This window comes from bacterium (genome assembly GCA_028820935.1).
In the GTDB taxonomy this organism is placed as follows: Bacteria; Actinomycetota; Acidimicrobiia; order Spongiisociales; family Spongiisociaceae; genus Spongiisocius.
This window is the reverse complement of the sequence record JAPPHZ010000043.1, coordinates 41,852-59,552: the sequence shown is the minus strand read 5'-3', so window position 1 is coordinate 59,552 and position 17,701 is coordinate 41,852. Positions and strand designations below refer to the sequence as shown.

15 protein-coding genes and 4 tRNA genes are annotated in these 17,701 nt (G+C 66.4%); 9 read left to right on the top strand and 10 right to left on the bottom strand.

Annotated features, from left to right (window positions below; all coding sequences use genetic code 11):
- Window positions 1-125 precede the first annotated feature (125 nt).
- The 4 genes from OXM57_12655 (at window position 126) to OXM57_12640 (ending at window position 1,006) form a co-directional block, all read left to right on the top strand.
- Window positions 126-198: transfer RNA gene (locus OXM57_12655), tRNA-Gly, on the top strand.
- Window positions 199-243: 45 nt separating this feature from the next.
- Window positions 244-314 (top strand) — tRNA-Cys (locus OXM57_12650).
- A gap of 17 nt (window positions 315-331) precedes the next feature.
- Window positions 332-403: transfer RNA gene (locus OXM57_12645), tRNA-Val, on the top strand.
- A 207-nt stretch (window positions 404-610) separates the two neighbouring features.
- Window positions 611-1,006 carry a hypothetical protein gene (locus OXM57_12640; protein MDE0353528.1) on the top strand — a complete coding sequence of 132 codons (396 nt, stop codon included), beginning with the start codon at window positions 611-613 and terminating at the stop codon, window positions 1,004-1,006.
- A gap of 197 nt (window positions 1,007-1,203) precedes the next feature.
- Here OXM57_12640 and OXM57_12635 read toward each other — a convergent pair whose 3' ends face one another.
- Window positions 1,204-1,548 (bottom strand): metallopeptidase family protein, encoded by a 345-nt coding sequence (locus tag OXM57_12635; protein ID MDE0353527.1) that lies wholly within the window; start codon window positions 1,546-1,548, stop codon window positions 1,204-1,206.
- Window positions 1,549-1,664: 116 nt separating this feature from the next.
- On the opposite strand from OXM57_12635, the gene OXM57_12630 reads away from it, so the two are divergent.
- The 3 genes from OXM57_12630 (at window position 1,665) to OXM57_12620 (ending at window position 3,408) form a co-directional block, all read left to right on the top strand.
- Window positions 1,665-1,736, top strand: a tRNA-Val gene (locus tag OXM57_12630).
- 56 nt (window positions 1,737-1,792) lie between these two features.
- Window positions 1,793-2,464: an HNH endonuclease family protein gene (locus tag OXM57_12625; GenBank protein MDE0353526.1), complete on the top strand. Its 672-nt coding sequence runs from the start codon at window positions 1,793-1,795 to the stop codon at window positions 2,462-2,464.
- A 203-nt stretch (window positions 2,465-2,667) separates the two neighbouring features.
- On the top strand, window positions 2,668-3,408 hold the full coding sequence (locus OXM57_12620; GenBank protein ID MDE0353525.1) for a hypothetical protein: 741 nt from the start codon (window positions 2,668-2,670) through the stop codon (window positions 3,406-3,408).
- 100 nt (window positions 3,409-3,508) lie between these two features.
- Here the strand turns inward: OXM57_12620 and OXM57_12615 are convergent, their stop codons facing one another.
- Both OXM57_12615 and OXM57_12610 read right to left on the bottom strand, forming a co-directional pair.
- Window positions 3,509-4,843 (bottom strand): MFS transporter, encoded by a 1,335-nt coding sequence (locus tag OXM57_12615; protein ID MDE0353524.1) that lies wholly within the window; start codon window positions 4,841-4,843, stop codon window positions 3,509-3,511.
- 208 nt (window positions 4,844-5,051) lie between these two features.
- Complete coding sequence (locus OXM57_12610; protein MDE0353523.1) at window positions 5,052-5,834, bottom strand: enoyl-CoA hydratase-related protein; 783 nt, start codon at window positions 5,832-5,834, stop codon at window positions 5,052-5,054.
- A gap of 174 nt (window positions 5,835-6,008) precedes the next feature.
- On the opposite strand from OXM57_12610, the gene OXM57_12605 reads away from it, so the two are divergent.
- Window positions 6,009-6,890 carry a phytanoyl-CoA dioxygenase family protein gene (locus OXM57_12605; protein MDE0353522.1) on the top strand — a complete coding sequence of 294 codons (882 nt, stop codon included), beginning with the start codon at window positions 6,009-6,011 and terminating at the stop codon, window positions 6,888-6,890.
- Window positions 6,891-7,148: 258 nt separating this feature from the next.
- Here OXM57_12605 and OXM57_12600 read toward each other — a convergent pair whose 3' ends face one another.
- Genes OXM57_12600 through OXM57_12585 form a run of 4 tightly spaced genes read right to left on the bottom strand, consistent with a single transcriptional unit; the run spans window position 7,149 to window position 12,816 of the window.
- The gene (locus tag OXM57_12600) at window positions 7,149-9,206 is read right to left on the bottom strand and encodes an acetate--CoA ligase family protein (protein ID MDE0353521.1); all 2,058 of its coding nucleotides are present in this window, start codon (window positions 9,204-9,206) and stop codon (window positions 7,149-7,151) included.
- Window positions 9,207-9,212: 6 nt separating this feature from the next.
- The gene (locus OXM57_12595; GenBank protein MDE0353520.1) at window positions 9,213-10,373 is read right to left on the bottom strand and encodes an acyl-CoA dehydrogenase family protein; all 1,161 of its coding nucleotides are present in this window, start codon (window positions 10,371-10,373) and stop codon (window positions 9,213-9,215) included.
- Window positions 10,373-11,875: an L-carnitine dehydrogenase gene (locus tag OXM57_12590; GenBank protein MDE0353519.1), complete on the bottom strand. Its 1,503-nt coding sequence runs from the start codon at window positions 11,873-11,875 to the stop codon at window positions 10,373-10,375. The genes OXM57_12595 and OXM57_12590 overlap by 1 nt, the downstream gene beginning before the upstream one ends.
- Window positions 11,876-11,886: 11 nt before the next feature.
- A complete protein-coding gene (locus OXM57_12585) occupies window positions 11,887-12,816 on the bottom strand; it encodes a 3-keto-5-aminohexanoate cleavage protein (GenBank protein MDE0353518.1) in 930 nt (309 codons plus the stop codon).
- Between the two features lie 166 nt (window positions 12,817-12,982).
- Between OXM57_12585 and OXM57_12580 the strand changes: the two genes are divergently transcribed.
- Window positions 12,983-13,441, top strand: coding sequence for a peroxiredoxin (locus OXM57_12580; GenBank protein ID MDE0353517.1), 459 nt, complete (start codon window positions 12,983-12,985; stop codon window positions 13,439-13,441).
- Window positions 13,442-13,556: 115 nt separating this feature from the next.
- Here OXM57_12580 and OXM57_12575 read toward each other — a convergent pair whose 3' ends face one another.
- The 3 genes from OXM57_12575 to OXM57_12565 form a co-directional block, all read right to left on the bottom strand.
- Window positions 13,557-14,153 (bottom strand): hypothetical protein, encoded by a 597-nt coding sequence (locus tag OXM57_12575; protein ID MDE0353516.1) that lies wholly within the window; start codon window positions 14,151-14,153, stop codon window positions 13,557-13,559.
- 489 nt (window positions 14,154-14,642) lie between these two features.
- A complete protein-coding gene (locus OXM57_12570; protein MDE0353515.1) occupies window positions 14,643-15,815 on the bottom strand; it encodes a multidrug effflux MFS transporter in 1,173 nt (390 codons plus the stop codon).
- A 320-nt stretch (window positions 15,816-16,135) separates the two neighbouring features.
- The gene (locus OXM57_12565) at window positions 16,136-17,701 is read right to left on the bottom strand and encodes a trimethylamine methyltransferase family protein (protein ID MDE0353514.1); all 1,566 of its coding nucleotides are present in this window, start codon (window positions 17,699-17,701) and stop codon (window positions 16,136-16,138) included.

Here is a 17,701-nt window from a genome sequence, read left to right as displayed (position 1 = left end):
AGGAACACCGCTGCCTCGCCATACCACACCGCCATTACACAGACAGACCACTAGGGGATTGGCGGGAAACACGGGGGTGATCGGCCCGTCGCTCGGGATCAGCCAGACGCTACAATGAGAGGCACGCGGAAGTAGCTCAGTTGGTAGAGCGCAACCTTGCCAAGGTTGAGGTCGCGGGTTCGAGCCCCGTCTTCCGCTCCCAGCCCGGGCCGGACCGGTGCGAACCGGCCGGCGCAGGTGTACGGCGACGTGGCCGAGTGGTTAGGCACAGCTCTGCAAAAGCTGCTACACCGGTTCGATTCCGGTCGTCGCCTCGCATGCATCGGATTCGGGGCGCTTAGCTCAGGGGAAGAGCGCTTCCTTGACGCGGAAGAGGTCACAGGTTCAAATCCTGTAGCGCCCACGGCCAGATGCCTATTCACCTGCCGGTTTATCAATGACATGGCAGGGAGGTGTTCTCGGTTTTGTCTGCAGCGGGTTGCGTTAAGCTACTGCGGTGCGAAGATTGATTCATGCCTGATGCGCACAGCTTCCATTACCACGGACGGTAGGACTTTGATTACTATCGGATGTGGCAGGTGAGTATTTCCGGCCAGAAAGGGAGTTTTCCATGCCGATGGGCGAAGACCACAAGGCGGCTCTTGCGAAGGGCAAGCGCGAAGCCGCCAAAGTCACGAGGTATCTGAAGGCTTTGGAGGCCGGTCAGCCCGGCGGCGCGGCGCGCGCCAAAGTCTTGGAGCAGAAGATCGAGAAGTTGCGCGATGATATCGCCAACGAGGACAACCTCCTGCGGCGTGTCAAGCTGATCCAAAAGCGTTTCGACACGGAGGACAAGCTCAAGGATGTGGACACCTCGATCGACTTTGACGCCCTGGAGGCAGATTTCATCGGGGTAGTGGTTTCGTATTCCGAACGCAACCAGATCAGCTACCACACGTGGCGTGAGGTGGGAGTACCCGCCAGGGTACTAAAGGCGTCGGGAATCAAGCGCACGCGGCGCATGTAGGGATACCGAGAACGTCCGGTTGGCCTGTCATCCGGCAAGGAAACCCCAGGTCAAGGCATAACGGGCCAACCCTCCATCCCGTCTTTTGGGCACCCTCCCAGAACGTGCCGACCCGTCCAGGTAGGTCCGACGGGCGATTAACACCCCCGAGGTCAGCGGACTTGCACCAAGCTATCTCCCTCGTTTCTTGGCACCTCCTAGACCCATCCCAGTTCCGACAATCGGGCGTCGTCGATGCCCAGATGATGACCGATCTCGTGCAGGACCGTCCGGCGGATTTCCTCGATCGTGCCGATCCGGTCGAGTCCCATCTCGATGTGGCTGTCCATATAGATGGTGATCCGATCGGGTAGCACGCCCGCATAGTCCATGCCCCGGTCGGCCAACGAGATGCCTTCGTACAGGCCGAGGAGATCCTCGCCTTGGGGATGCCGTTCCTCGACCACGACCACCAGGTTGTCGAGTTTGCCGGCGATGTCGCCGGGTAGTTCATCGAGGACCCGATCGACGATCTGCTCGAATTCCTGGCGCGTCAGGCTGATGGCGCTCGCTCCGTCCGTGTCATAGGAAGAGGTTATAGATGGGGTTATGGGCAATGACAATTCATCTCCGATCCGGCGCGGCGAACCCACCAGGCACGGCTACACTTGCTGCCCCCGGGCGCTTAGCTCAGCGGGAGAGCGCTGCCTTCACACGGCAGAGGTCACTGGTTCGATCCCAGTAGCGCCCACATTCTCCGACCGGCGGCCCCGACGGCCCGGCCATCTGCTTCCCACTCTCATCCTGGTGAGCCTCCTGGCGGTCGCATGCGGCGGGTCCGGCCCGGATAGCGGCGCTGATGCGTCTGCGCACTCCCTCGCGGCTTCCCTTCGCTCCGAAGGCAGTATCCGGATCCAGGTTCGGGCGGTCGACATTCTCGAAGGTTTGGTGGTTGCCCGTGAACGATGGGACGGGTATGACCGGGACCTGTTCGTCCATTGGACGGACGAGGACGCGGACGGATGTGATACCCGCCGGGAGGTTCTTCTGAGGGACGCCTATTCCGGCCTCCGACCGGGTAGCGGTCCGGAATGCCGCATCGTGTCGGGCGTTTGGTACTCGGTGTATGACGATACGTGGGTAGAAGGATCGCCGGCCGGTATACACGTTGACCATGTGGTGCCCTTGCAGGAAGCATGGGATTCGGGTGCTCATGCGTGGGACCCCGGTCGCAGGCGGGCCTTCGCCAACGACCTTGACGGCCTCGCTGCGGTTACGGCCGCCGTTAACGAGGCCAAGGGCGCCGGTGACCCGGCGCAATGGATGCCGCCCAATGCCGATCACAGGTGCGATTACGTTGCTTGGTGGATTGCGATCAAGGCCCGGTGGGATTTGACCGTCGATGGTCGGGAGGCGGGGTTTCTGCGCGACCTCCTCGGCGGCGAGTGCCGGGGTTTGGCGATATGGGTTCGCGAGTAGTCAGCCTGCCTGTCCGGCTCATCGTGGAGCCTCCTCCGACGCTCACCGCAGGTTTCGAGAGTGAAAATCGAAGAAAGGGATAGTTTTGTTGTCCGATGCTGTTAGCGTATTGATGCCCAGAACGCGAAAATCGGGCGGGGCGGCGGGTTTTCGCATGTCGAAATGACTGGGATCGGGTCTGCTGGCTGTCTGAAGGAGATGTCTTGAGAAAGCGGGCGTTACTAGTAGCAGCAATGGCTATGGTCATGGCGGCGTGCGGTGGAGGCGAGGACACTCCTCCCGAGACCACCGAGGCCTCCGCAGGGGTCACCGCCACCACCAGCCTGGTCACCACCACCTCGGCTCAGGCTTCTGCTTCCCCAGACGACTCCGGGACGTCGGGAACGGTCGCCACCGAGGAGGTAGCGGTGACCTTGGCCGAAGAGGTGGCCACGACGACCACCGCCACCACTGCGGCCCCGTCCACGGGCACTGCGGAATTGACCAGCGACGACGTCGTGACTCTGCGTGCGCTGGGTCCGGTCACGTTGGGTATGACGGTAGAGGAAGCCGTTGCCGCCTCCGGGTTGTCGCTTTCCCAGGACTTCGGCCGGGCATCGACCGACAACTGTTACTACGTGACCGCCGGCGCCGGCCTGCCGGGCGTGGCCTTCATGGTGGTCGACGGGGCCGTCGTCCGCGTCGAGATCAACGCTCCCAGCGTGATCGCCACCCGTTCGGGCGTCAGGATCGGCACTCCCGAATCCAGCGTGCGCGAGGTCTACCCCGACAACATCCAGCAGGCCAACGACGCCGTGTCGGAGGGCCAGGCCCTGGCCTTCGTTCCCAACGACGAGGCGGATGCCGACTACCGCATCTACTTCGCTATCGACGATGGCGAGGTGTCGAGCTACCGGCTCGGCATCCGGCCGGCGGTCGACAACCTGCTGGGCTGCCAGGGCTGATACCCGAGAACTCCACCTGGTCGGTGGCATTGCCACCTCGCGGTGCCCGTGATGTGACGATGGAGGCACCGGCAGGCACCGGCTGACCACCAGGACGCGCTCACTCCTTGTGGCCGGGCGCTCGTTTGTTCCTACCGGTCCCGCTGCGGGCCGTCCTCTCGCCCGGCTGCCGCATCCGGCGTGCCATCTGCACGATGACCGTGCCGGCACGGGCCGGAACCAGGGCAAACGGCCGCCGCTTGTCCGCAGGCACGCCTTCCCGGGTGAAGATCCGGAAGAGGCTGAACAGGGCGGTGACGAGGAACAGGACGCCTACGAACCAGTAGAGGCCGGCGGGTCCCAAAGCGTCCATGACCTGCGCGCCGGCGATCGGACCGATGACGGCGCCGATTCCGGCGGCGAGCGACAGCACGGTGCTGACTCCGACGGCCGACCCTGGAGGGACCCGGTCGTTGATGTGGCTGAGCGCTAGCGGGTACATGCTCAGTGCCAGCCCGCCGACCACGAAGGAGACCGCCAGCGCCCACCAGCCGAGCGGGTTGGCCTGAACCATCGCTAGGCACGCACCAGCACACACGAGGCCCGTACCCAGGATCAACCTTCTCCGTCCCATCCGGTCGGACAACACGCCGATGGCAGGCTGGAGCGCCACGCTTCCGACCACGGCGGCGGACGTGAACAAGGCGATCCGGTCCACGCTCATACCCGATCTCGCGCCGAACACGGCGCCGAGTGTCAGCAAAGCCGCTACCGCGGTGCCCTGGCTGAAGGAGGTGAGAATTCCCAGGGGCGCGGCGTGCCACACCTGGGCGACCGGGAGCTTGCCGGGAAGCACCGGCCTGGGAGCCGGCGAGGTCGACAGCGTGATCGGGATCACCGCCATCGACACCAGTATCGAGGCGGCGATGAACAGGGCGATCCCGGATGGATCACCCAGCACGATCAGCATCTGGCCCGCCGCCAGCCCTCCCATCAGCACCACCATGTAGATGGCGAGCAGGCGTCCCCGAGTCCGGTTGGTGGCAGCCTCGTTGAGCCAACTCTCTCCCACGATGAATAGGCCGCTCATGGCGAAGCCGGTGATCAGCCGCGCCAGTGACCAGACGGCGGGGGAGTCGTTCAGGATGTAGATGAGGGTCGAGGTAGATGCCAGCGACGCCAGCGCGGCGTACACGCGGATGTGGCCGACGTCCACCATCAGGCGCCGGGTTATCCACGCGCCCGCCAGGAACCCCACGTAGTAGAACGCCAGGATCGTGCCGGTGGCGGTGGTCGAGAAGCCTTCCAGTTCGGCCCTGATGCCGAGCAGGGGGTTCATCATCCCGTTCCCCAGCATCACGAAGAGGACGGCCAGGAGCAGGCCTCGCGATCCCAGGATGGTCCTGGTGGTGCCGCCGGAGCCGGGAGTGGGATCGGGGAGGGTCGACAATCTCATGAGGCACGTACCTTGAAGGGGCTCGGGTACAGACAAAAACAGCGATGCCACCGTGGCTATTCCGAACCACCCGGGTCGATCAGGAGATGCCCCGAATAGGGTCCGGTGTCCGCTCACATGGTAGTGAGAGGGGACGTTAACTCGTACCGGTACCTGATGTTCTGGGCCCGGCGTGTAGGGCGATCGACGCCGGTGTGGCGCGTGTGGGCTAGCGACCTTTCCAGACCGGGTCGCGCTTCTCCGCGAACGCTCGCAGTCCCTCCTCAGCATCCTCCGAATCCAGCATCTTGAGGTAGGTCTCGACCGCGCCGGAACGTAGGTCATGGAGCGCGGCGGATGCCGGCAGGCCGTCGCTCCGGCGGCCGATGTCCAGGATGGCGGCGACAGCCAGCGGGGCGTGGGCTGCGATCCGGTCGGCCAGGTCGTGCGCTGCGTTCATGAGATCCGTCCCGGGCACTACCTCGTTCACCAGGCCGAATCGATGGAGATCCTCGGTGTCCAATCGGCGCCCTGCCAGGAGCACCTCGTTGGCCAGCGGGGCCGGCAGCAACCTGGGAAGCAGGACGGATCCCACATCGGGGATCAGCCCGATCGAGGCCTCGGGCAGGAAGAAGGTGGCGTGTTCCGCAGCCACCACCAGGTCCGCGGCCATCACGAGCTCGAATCCGCCCCCGACCGCCATGCCGTTCACCGCGGCGATGACGGGCTTGTTGAGGTCCGGTAGTTCCGCGAACCCGCCGAAGCCGCCCGGTCCGAAGTCGCTCTCGTAGGCCTCGCCTTCGGCCCCTGCGGCCAGGTCCCATCCGGCGGAGAAGAACCGCTCGCCCGCGCCGGTGAAGATGGCCACCCGGAGGTCGGGATCATCCCGGAAGCCGGAGAAGACCGCCCCCAGGGCCCGGCTGGTGGCCGCGTCGATGGCGTTGGCCTTGGGCCGGTCGAGGGTGACCTCGAGCGTCGATCCCCGGCGGACCGCTCGGATGACGTCGTTCATCATGATCGAAGTGTATTGGCCCCGCACTTGCGCGGCGTGGGCCGGCGTCTCCACACCGGCGAAACCCCGCCGAGACCTATACTCGATCTGGTACGAAGACGCCGGGTGCCGGCCGTAGCCGCGTTCCGGCGATCCAGCCCTGGTAGCCCGAGAATCCCCGCGAGGAGTGCCTGTATGACACCGGAACAGGTTCTTGCCGAACCGCCGAGAGTGCTGACCCAGAAGCAGAGGGAGTCGTACTTCGAGGGCGGGTACGTGAGCGTGGAGTCACTCATCCCCCAGGAACTGATCGACCGGCTCAACGAGGTCACGGCGGTCTTCGTGGAGCGGAGCCGATCGGTCACCCGGTCGGGCGAGGACTACGACGTGGCTGATGATCACGGCCCGGACTCGCCCAAGATACGGCGTCTCAAGATGCCCGACCGCCTGCACGACACGTACTGGGAGTTCGCCTCCGGCCTGATCGCCGATGTCGCCGCCGACCTGGTGGGGCCGGACGTGGTGTTCCATCACTCCAAGCTCAACTTCAAGTGGGACGCCGGCTCGGACGATGTCAAGTGGCATCAGGACATCCAGTTCTACCCGCACACCAACTACAGCCCGCTGACGATCGGCACGTACCTCGCCGACACCGGTATGGATGACGGCCCCCTGATGGTGATACCGGGCAGCCACGACGGCCCCCTGTTCGATCAGTACGACGAGGAGGGAAACTGGATCGGATGCCTGTCAGCTGAAGACTCCGCGACCGTCGATGTCAGACGGGTCGAGTACCTCACCGGACCGGCCGGATCGATCACCGCCCACAACTGCCGGACGGTCCACGGCTCGCCACCTACCTCCAGGCCGAGCGGTCGGCCCCTGCTGCTCAACGCCTATGCCTCCGCCGATGCCTTCCCGTACACGGCCCACCCGCAACCGACCCGCAACACCGGCAAGGTGATTCGCGGGCAGCCCGCCCGGTGGGCCCACCACGATCCCCGGCCCTGCCTGATCCCCCCGGACTGGTCCGGCGGGTACGACTCGATCTTCGCCGCCCAGGAAGACGAAGGCTGAGCCAGGACCATCCGATCCTTCCGGCTTCTGTTGCCGTCAGGAGTGGCCTGTTGGTGTCACACCCCCGCTATATGGTGTTGGATACCGTAAGCACCTGAGGTCCGAAGTCGACCGGGCCGCCGGAGGGAACATATCGTCGGGCAACCCCGCCAAGGGTAGGGCGAACGCGCTCGACACCAAGGTGGTGGCGGTGGGGGAGGGCCCGGCGGGCGGAGCCCGCCTGCCGCGTTTTTCGCGTTCTTCCGTCGGGAGAGGACGCTAGGAGTTGGACCCGTCTTCCGGGTTGGTGGAGATCAGGGCGTCGACCGCCCATAGTGCATCCTCGGTGAGGATGAGGGGGTTTATCTCCACCTCGACGATGCCGGGGCGGCCGGCCACCAGGGCGGTCAGCCGGTCGATGATGTCGCGGATCGGTTCGGGATCGGAGACCAGACCGGGTACCCGGTGCTCCAGCATGCGCCCGATGCGGAGCCGGCGGAGCGCTCGTCGCAGCCCGGGCCGTGTTACGGGCGCCAGCAGGCCGGTGGTGTCCTCCAGCCACTCCACCAGGGTCCCTCCCGCTCCGAGTGTCACCACCAGACCGATCGGTGGTATCCGGCTCACCGACACGAGCAGCTCGGCAACGGCTCCCGTCACCTGCTCCTCGACCAGCACCTGGCGGCTACCACGTCCCAGACGCTCGATCGCTGCTTCGAGTTCCTCCAGGTCGGCAATCCCGGCGATCACCCCACCGGTCCGCGACTTGTGGACCGGCCCGACGGCCTTCGCCACCAGCGGGAAGGACAGGTGACGTGGCAACCGTGCCGGGACGCCGTCTGTGCAACCGTCCACGACGACGCCCTCGGGTACCGGTATTCCCGCGCTCGAGAGGATCGACTTGGCGGCCGGTTCGTCCAGGGCCAGGACAGGACCGGTCCAGGTCCCGGCGGGAAGGTGGAGCGACGGTGGCGGATCCTCGAGCCATCGGCCCCTTGAAGCTGCTGCCGCCAATCCGGCCAGGGCCTCATCGATCGACCAGGCCATGCCGAGACCCCGCTCCGTTGCGAAATCCCGGACGGGGCCGGGAAGGCTCTCCGGGAGCCCCGACACGATCACGCCGGCTCGGCCCGCTCGGTTGGTGGCGATGGCGAACGCCCGGAGCGCGGGCCACCAGTCCGTGTCGTCGTTCCCCTCCGACGGCCAGTCGATGACCAGCATGGCGGCGTCGAACGGCCCCGACACCACCTCGGTGAAGCATCGTTCCAGGGCCGGCTCATCACCCCAGATGAAGGTGTGGTAGTCGAGCGGGTTGGTGATGGCTACCAGCTGCGGCAGGGTGGCCGCGATCCGGTCCCGGTGCTCGGGGCCGAAGGCCGGGAAGGCCACCGCATAGCGAACCGACCGGTCGGCCACCAGCGCCGCCTCGCCTCCCGAGCACGAGAGGGAGACCAGCCGGTTGCCCGGGATCGGGCCGACCGTGTCCAGCAATCCCAGCGTGGCCATGAAGTCGGGTATCGACTCCGCCGTCACCACCCCGTAGCGCTCGAACAGGGCGTCGTAGGCAACAGCGGGGGCGGCCAGCGCGGCGGTGTGGGATGAGGTGATGCGCTCGGCTTCCTCCGACCTCCCGGTCTTGAGCACCACCACGGGCGTGCCGGTGTCCCGGCAGGCGAGCGCCGCTCGACCGAAGGCGATCGGATCGAGGATCGACTCGGCGTGGATGCCGACCGCAGTCACCTCGGAACGGGCTGCGAAGTGCTCCAGGCAGTCCTCGGTTGTGACCGAGGACTGGTTGCCCAGCGAGATCACGTAGCTGAACTCGATCCCGCGCCGGTTCATGGTGAGGTTGAGGGAGATGTTCCCTGACTGGCTGATCAGGGCCGGCCCGCTCCGGATCCGCCGGCAGCCCTGAACGTCGGGCCAGAGGGCGGCGCCCATCACCGCGTTGATGATCCCGTAGCAGTTGGGTCCGATCAGAGGCATCCCGTGCCCGTCCACCAGCCGTTCCTGTATCTCGGCGCCCTCCTCACCGGCCTCGGCGAATCCCGAGGCGTAGAGCACGGCCCCGCCACAACCCATTCCCGCCAGTTGCCTGACAACCTCGACCGTGAGCCGGCGGTTCACTGCCACGAAGGCGGAGTCAGGTGCTCCCGGCAGGTCGTCGAGCGACGGGTAGACGTGGCGCCCGGCCATGGTGGACCGGCTGGGGTTGACCGGCCAGATCTCTCCCTCGAAGCCGAGCCGGTCCGACTGGCGGATGGCTCGCTCGGCCGGGTCGCCCCCGACCACCACCACCGTCCGGGGACGCAGGAGGCGGTCCAAGTCCCGAACCGGCATGCCGGGCTACCCGCCGAGGGGTCGGAGCATGGCCCGGGAGATGATGTGGCGCTGGATCTCGGAGGTGCCGTCCCAGATGCGGTCCACCCGGGTGTCCCGCCACAGCCGTTCCAGCGGTAGCTCGTCCATCAGGCCCATGCCCCCGAAGATCTGGATGGCCTCATCCGTGACGAACTGGCACATCTCGCTGGCGTAGACCTTGGCCATGGCGGCATCGGTATCCGTCATGGAGCCCTGCCCGTCCTTCCACGCTGCCCTGAGGGTGAGCAGCTCCGCCGCCTCGTAGCGGGTTTGCATGTCGGCCAGCTTGAAGGACACCCCCTGGAACTTGCCGATCTGGCGGCCGAACTGGGTGCGCTCGGCGGCCCACCGGGTGGCCAGGTCGATAGCGCGCCGCGCCCTTCCCAGGCACACCGCCGCAACCTGGAGACGGGTCGATCCCAGCCACTCGTTGGCTACCCGGAATCCTTGGTGCTCCTCGCCGAGGATGGCGGACGAGGGCACGCGGCAGTCGTCGAACTGGAGGACGAAGTTGTGGTAGCCCCGGTTGGAGACCGCCCGGTAACCGGGCCGCACCTCGAATCCGGGAGTGCCCATGTCGACCAGGAAGGCGGTGATCATCTTCCTGGGGCCTCGGGGGCCGGGCTCCTCGCCGGTGGCGGCGAACAGGATGACGTAGTCGGCGAGGTCGGCGTGGCTGATGAAGTGCTTGGTGCCGTTGATGAGGTAGCCGTCGCCGTCCCGGACCGCCGAGCAGCGCATGCCTCTCAGATCGGAGCCGGCGTCGGGCTCGCTCATCGCCAGGCATTCCACCCGCTCTCCCCGAACCGTGGGCAGGAGGTACCGGTCGATCTGTTCGTCCCGGCAGGCCTGCAGGATGTTGGAGGGTCGGGCCACGATGTACTGGAGGGCGTAGGAGGCGGCCCCCAGCTCCCGCTCGACCAGTGCCAGCGTGAGCGGGTCCAGCCCGGCCCCACCGAACTCCTCGGGCATGTTGGCGGCGTAGATGCCGGCGGCGATGGCACGCGACCTGATCCGGTCGACCAACTCGGGGCGCACCCGACCGGAACGCTCCACCTCCTCCTCGTAGGGGAACAATTCCTTCTCCGTGAAGTCGCGGGCGACATCGATTATGAGGCGTTGCTCGCCGGTGAGTTCGAAGTCCATCAGCTCGTTTCCCTGGTCTTCATCACCCGGCCCAGAAAGCCGGGCCTGTCCATGGCAGCGTGTTCGCGGCGGATGGCTCGCAGCGCCCGGGCGGGTCGCCCGCCGATCGGGGCGGGACGGCCTGCCGCCGTGTCCATATGCAAGAGCATCTGCTCCGTCGTGGCCACCAGGTCCCCGGTGGCATCGTCGAACATCTCGTGATAGATATGCAGCCGCTTGCCGTCGAGGCCCACGACCAGGGTGGTGAAGCGTAGGGAGTCGTCGCCCGCCACCTCCCGCAGGTAGTTGACGTGGGTCTCCACGGTGTAGAAGGAGTGGCCCGCGGCACGGTAGTCCTCATCGTCGCCGATGTACCGGAACAGCGCGTCGGTCGCCCAGCCGAAGGCTGTGAGGTAGGCGGCCTCGGTCATGTGCCGGTTGTAGTCCACCCAGTCGGGTTCCACGTCGCAACGGTACAGCTCCAGCGGCGCCGGGACCGCGGCGCCTTCCGACCAGATCAGCGAGGTCTCGCCATAGCGACGAGCCTCCCGCCTGGCCAGGATCTCGCCGGCGCCCAGACCCACCGAACGCAGCGCTCTCATGGTCGCGATCAGGTAGTCGTCCCGGAGCCGTTCCAGTTCGGCGACGCTCCGTCCGCCGGCCTGCCGCCGGGTTCCCTCCACCATGGCGTCGACGAGGGACGTGGTGAGCTCCGGCGCCTCCAGCTTGCTCCAGGGGAGCGCGAGGGCGGGACCGAACTGTTCCAGCATGTGCCGCATGCCATCTCTCCCGCCGGCGAGGTGGAAGGTGAGGTTGGTGCCCATGCCGGCCCAGCGCAGGCCGGGCCCGTAGATGATGGCGTCGTCCAGTTCCGCGGTGGTGGCGATGCCGTCGTTGACGAGGTGGAGTGTCTCCCTCCAGAGGGCCTCCTGGAGGCGGTCCGACAGGTAGCCGGGGACCTCGCGGCGCACTACCAGGGGGTACATGTCCAGGAAGTCGTAGACCGCGGCGGCCCGCCCCACGGCGCCGGCGGAGGTCTCGGCGCCGCCCACCACCTCGCAGAGCGGGAGCAGGTAGACGGGGTTGAAGGGATGGCCGATCAGCACCCGGTCGGGGTGGGCGCAGTCGGAGGCGATCCGGGTGGGGAGCAGGCCGGAGGAGCTGGAGGCGATGATCGTCTCGGGCGTGGCGGCGGCGTCGAGGCGGGCGAGGAGGGTGCGTTTTAGATCCTCGTCCTCCGGCGCAGACTCCTGGATGAAGTCGGCGGCGTGGCACACCTCCTCCGGGGTGGCTGCGAACCGGATCCGGTCAGGCTCGGCGCCCGGGTACAGGCCGAGCCTCCGGACGGAGGGCCAGGCCCGGCCGATCGCCTGCTGCAGCCGGTCCTGGGCGCCCGGCGCCGGGTCCCAGGCCACCACGTCGATGCCCCGGCTCAGGGCCCTGACGGCCCAGCCGGAACCGATCACGCCGGTTCCGACAACACCGAAGGTCTTCGGCTGGAGAGCCCCGTCCGTGGATGTCATGAGCCCTGGGGCTAGAAGGCCACCTGACCGAGTCCCTTGAGGGCCAGGCGCCGGCGGGTCTCGGTCGGGTCGGCGGGTTCGCGGGACAGCTCGCGCAGGATCCGCACGATCTTGGCGACCTGCTCGGCGTTGGACTCGGCCAGCTTGCCCTTGCGGAGGTAGATGCCGTCCTCGAGGCCCACCCTCACGTTCCCGCCCAGCGTGGCGCCGGCGGTGACGATGTCGAACTGGAACCGGCCCCCACCCAGGATCGACCACTCGAGATCGTGCCCGAACAGCCGGTTGGCCACCGTCTTCATCGCCACCACGTTCTCGATGTCGGGGCCGATCCCGCCGAAGGTGCCCATGACGAACTGCATGAAGATCGGGGGTCTCACCAGCCCCCGGTCGGCGAAGTAGGCCAGCGTGTAGAGGTGGCCGATGTCGTAGGCCTCGAACTCGAAACGGCAACCGGTCTTCTCGGCGAGCACCGTGAGCATGTACTCGATGTCGCCGAACGTGTTCACGAACGGTTCCCACTTGGTGCTCTCGAGAAAGGGCTCCTCCCAGTCGTACTTCCAGCGACCCTCGTAGCGGGGGATCATCTGGAACAGCCCGTAGTTCATGGTGCCCAGGTTGCAGGTGGCGAGCTCGGGCTTCAACACCTCTATGACCCGGAGGCGTTCCTCGATGGTCTGGCCGGTAGCGCCTCCGGTGGTGATCGAGATCACGGCGTCGGACTCCGCCTTTATGCCGGAGCAGTACTCCCTGAAGACCCCGGGATCGGAGATGGGCCGCCCGTCGAGGGGATCCCTGGCGTGGAGGTGGATGACGGCGGCGCCCTCCCGCGCGGCATCGACCGACTGGCGGATGTGGTCCTCCACCGTCACCGGGATGTCGCTGTTCATGGTGGGGGTGTGGGAGGAGCCCGTCACCGCGCACGTGACGATCACACCAGCCACGGGGCACTCCTTCCGTTTCGCCGTACCTGGAACCAGGAGGGTAGGCCGTTTCACCGCCTGCCGTCGCGGATGATACGGCCCGGTCCGGACTATGAAGTCGGCTTGGCCGAGCGCACGGCCGGAACGCCATAATGTTCCCCAGTTAGCGGAAGGAAGAGGACAAAACGTGAAGGCGGGAGACAAGGCGCCTGATTTCGAGGCGCTGGACCAGCATGGCAACACGCTGGTGTTGCGCGACCTGCTCGATTCGGGTCCCGTGGTGGTGTATTTCTACGCGAAGGCGATGACTCGGGGCTGAACGCGTCAGAGCTGTTATTTCCGCGACCTGTCGGAAGAGTTCGCCCAACTCGGAGCCAGCATCGTGGGAATCAGCGCCGATCAGGTTGATCGGCAACTCGAGTTCGATGACGCCAATTCCCTGGGCTTTGCGCTGCTCGCCGACCCGAGCCGCGCCATCGCCCGCAGCTTCGGCGTGTCGCGGGGCCGCTTCCTCCCGGACAAGCGGCGCACGTTCGTGATCGACCGCGACGGCACAGTGCTGCGGACCGTGCGCTCCGAGTTGAACATGCGCCTCCACTCCGACCGCGCCCTTGAGGTGCTTCGCCAGGCGACGGGCGGTCGATGACCAACTAGAACCGGTTCCCACGGGCGGCGGTGGCTGAGGAAGCGCCAAGTCAGTGATCCAGGGGTTAACGCGCCACCGTTCTCCTTGGCCACGCGGGGCACGTTGCTCTCGGTAGCTACGACTCCCCGCGGCAGGGCGCGCCGAGACCCAGTTCGCGGGCCTCGACCGTGGCGTCCGGCAGTACGACCTCGAGGGTGATGCATTCCGGGTCTGCCACCCACACGTATCCGGTGAAGAGCAGCCACTCGGTCTCGGACTCGCAAGGCCCGAATGCCGCTCGAAGCGAGGGACCGGATCGGCCGTAATCGAGAGCGACGCGATCATTGAAACGATCCGGAACCCGGAGCTCGAACGTAGCGCCACGCCGGACGAGCAGCGGTGTCTTGGACGCCAGACGGAGCGTGGGGTCGTCATAGAAGCCGTGCGCGGTGCCCTGAGCTCTTTGCCCTGAGGTCTTGCTGGTTCGTAAGGCGGCTACTCCGCCGATGATGTCGAAGTCAGGATCGACGGTGTTCAGGTCCGGTCCCGGAGGAGAGAACTCGGTGATCGTGTCCTCGCACGGAACCTCGATCAGGTCGACAACGGTCGCCCGCGTGGACGGCGCCAGTGTGGATTGCTGTGTTGCCGGCGGTTCCCGGAGTCCGCACCCCGGCAGGAGCAATGCGAGGCCCGATGCCAGAAGCAGTCTCCGAAGGCAAGCCCTAGGCGTCACCGGATCGCCCCGAGTCGGCAGGAAAGGAAATCGCGCTCATCGCGATCGAGGGTAAATCTGGCCTGTGTACGCAGCCTTGGTAGATCGCGACTCTGGGTCAGGCCTAGGAGGTCGAACAGGCACCCACCGGGCCGCGCTTGACCGATGGTTGCCTCCGGACGGGCCTTATGGCAGGCGCGCCAGGATGGTGATGCCCATGGCGACCACGGCTCCCAGAGTTGCCAGCCCTATGCCGGCAATCCACTGGGTCATTCGCAGCATGTCTCTGCGGAGGTCCGCCACGGCGTTCGCTATCTGCGTTTGGACTTCGACCCCTCACCGCGTCGTCCTTCGCGTCCACCAAAGATTCGGTCACTGTGGTCAAATCGTAGCCCCCTTGTTATCGCTGGACGGGACGTCTCGCCCGTGATGGCTGCTCTGTGGCAGCCTTAAGCATCTATTTCCAATAAGATATGACGTCAATTATCTATTAATTGAAGTAGCTAGGAGTCACCCGGTTATACGGGGGTGGGCACTCCTCAAAGGGTGCGCGACGGCTATAGCGGCCAGGGTGATGACCGCGAACACGACGGCGACCACGCCGAAGATCTCCGGGGTGCCGTCGTTGAAGAGGGCCACCGCGGCGCTGCCTGCTCCCCCTATGGCGAAGCGGACGAAGGTGGCGAATCCCGAAGCGCTGCCGGCCAAATGAGGAAACCCATCCAGCACCCCGGTGAGGGTGCCCGGCCCGACCAGGTGGGTCAGAGAGACCGCGAGTGCCGACGCGGCGACCACTCCGGCCAGCCCCCACAGATCGGTTCGCGTGACCCACCACAGGGCCGCCGACAGCACCGTCATGCTCACCGTTCCGATCAGAACGATCCGCCGGTATCCGATCCTCTCCACGTACCTGATGTTGACGACCTGCGACAGCCACGCTCCTATCACCGCTATGGCGAACAGCGCGCTGAACCATTGCTCTTCGAGTCCGTAGTAGTCGATGAAGATGAAGGGAGAGGCGGCGAGGTACGCAAAGAGAACACCCGCCGAGGAGCCGCCCGCTATCGCGTAGGCGACCGCCGTTCGCGACCGTGTGATGGATCTGTATCCCCGAAGGCTGGTCGCCAGGTCCAAGGTGCGGCGGCGATCCGGGGGAAGGGTCTCGGGAAGCCGGCGCCAGACGGTGAGTAACGCCAGGGCGCCTACCAGCGCCAGCACCAGGAAGATGGCTCGCCACCCCACAACGAGGAGCAGCAGGGTACCCATGAAGGGGGCCACGATCGGCGCCCCGAGGACGATCATCATCAGCACGGACATGGCCTTCGCCAAGGCGTCGCCCGAGAGGACATCGCGGAACATACTGCGGGCCACGGCGAAGGACGACCCGCTGCCGAGGGCCTGGATGGGCCGCAGGACGATCATGGCTTCGATCGTGTCCACGGAGGCGAGCGCCAGGCTGGCCAGCGTGTAGACGGTCAGAGCAACCATCACCGGCCGGCGCCGTCCTATCGCGTCCGAGACCGGCCCGGCCAGGAGCGGTCCGAACATCAACCCCAGGAGGAACGCCGTGACGGTCATCTGCGTCGCTCCATCGGACGCGTCGAGAGAGGCGGCCATCTCCGGCAGGGCCGGCAGGTACATGTCCACCGAGATCGGTCCCAGCGAAACCACCAGGCCCATCACCAGGTAGAACCTGCGGCTCGGGCCCGAAGGCCGCGAAGGGACTGTGCCGTCTGAACTCATGGCGCGTGACCGGAGGGAACTACCGGTCGAGCCGGTACTGCGGAGTACGGATAGGGCCCTCGGTCAGGGCTTGATGATCCGGCCGGCCGGGCCGCCTCGTCGGCGGTAGCGGTGCGACTGTGTTGTCGGATCTCATCCCTGTCCATTCCCGCCACCCGCCCGTGGCGCCCGTTGCCGTTTCCGAGTGGATGGAACTATAAGGAACAAAACACACAGGCCACGACCTGTTTAGATTTACCCGGAGAGTGTAAGACCGGGAGCTATAGCCAGCGGGTTCCTTGGCCGGTGACCTCTTCGACGGGGAGTGCGATCGGCAGGCGAGAGCGGATCTGCTCGTCCTGGGCGCGGGTGACGTGGGTGGGGAAGTGGGTACGCATGACCTCCCTGACGTGCTCGTGGGCCCGTTCTGCCGCGTTCTTGGCGCCGAGTTCGCGCCAGTCGTCGGGGCTGTTGCGATCGCCGATCACCGGGTACACGTACTCACGCTGCATCAGGTGAAGGGTCTGATCGCTACCCAGGAAGTGGCCCGGCCCCGAAATCGTCTCGCGGATCACGTCCATGGACAGGGTGGAGTCGTCGATGTCGACTCCACGGATGGTGCGGTTGGCGGATCCGAGCATGTCGTTGTCGATCACCAGGGCCTCGAGGGAGAAGGCGAGCAGGGAACCCAGCATCCCGGCCGACTCGTAGACCAGGTTGGCCCCGGCTTGCCCGGCCAGGACGGTGGTGATGCCCTTCTCGTACCCGGCCTGGTTGTCCGGAAGCTTGGAGTCGGCCATGCCGGCCGCCACGCCTGACGGCAGGCCCAGCCAGTTGGCCATCTGCGCCGCCGCGGCGTTCAGCACCGCCTCCTCGCCCGACCCGCCGCTCATGGCGCCCGTGCGCAGGTCTGAGACGAAGGGCCAGAGCCCCATCACGCAGGGATGCCCGGGGGAGATCAGGTTCACGCTGGTCAGCCCGGCCAGGCACTCGGCCAGCGCCTGGACCAGCGATCCGCCGAGGGCTGCCGGTGACGTGGCGCCCGCCTGCCCGGCCGAGAGCAGGTTGATGGGCATTCCCGTCGCGATCTGGGCGACCATGGCCTCGGTCGACTCGTAGGCGAAGCGCAGCGGCGGCACCACGAAGGTGTTGTTGACGCATACGAAGGGACGTTTCCGGAACTCGCCCTCCCCGCCCAGCACGTGGTCGTACATCTCCACCACCTCGTAGACGTGCTCAGGGCGGAAGAAGGAAGTGCCCTGCGGCTTGTCGGTTCCCATCATCGTGGCGTAGGCGGTGTTGATATCGACCTCCCGGGAGGTCTCCAGGTCGCGGGTCACCATGGTGCGCAGGAAGAAGTGGATGTGCTCGAGGGTGTTGTTGAGGCGGGAGGCGTCGTAGAGGTCGACGGTGGTGCTGGGACGGAAGGTCCGCTCGTGGTAGTCGAGCATCAGCACGGCGGCGCCGGCCGTCCCGTAGTGGACCTTGTTACCCGACAACTCGATGCTCTTGTCCTCGTCGATCCCGTGCCACACCCATTTTTTGGCGGCCACCTCCTCGACGATCCGCTTCACCACCGAGCGTGGGTAGTGCAGCCGGTTGTTGCCGTCCAGATGACCACCGGCGCCGGTGACGGCTTCCACGAACTCGGGTATCGGATCGCCCATACCCACGTCTTCGATCAGCTCAAGAGCGGCGTCGTAAACCCGCTCCATGTCGGACTCGGTCAGGGGCCGGTAGGCGCCTCCGCTCTGGCCGGGGCGTACCGCCCGCTCATCCTCGGTGGGACCGGCCCGGCGCGCCGCCACCCGGGCGGCACGTCCTCCTGCGCGTCTGCGGCGGGCCAA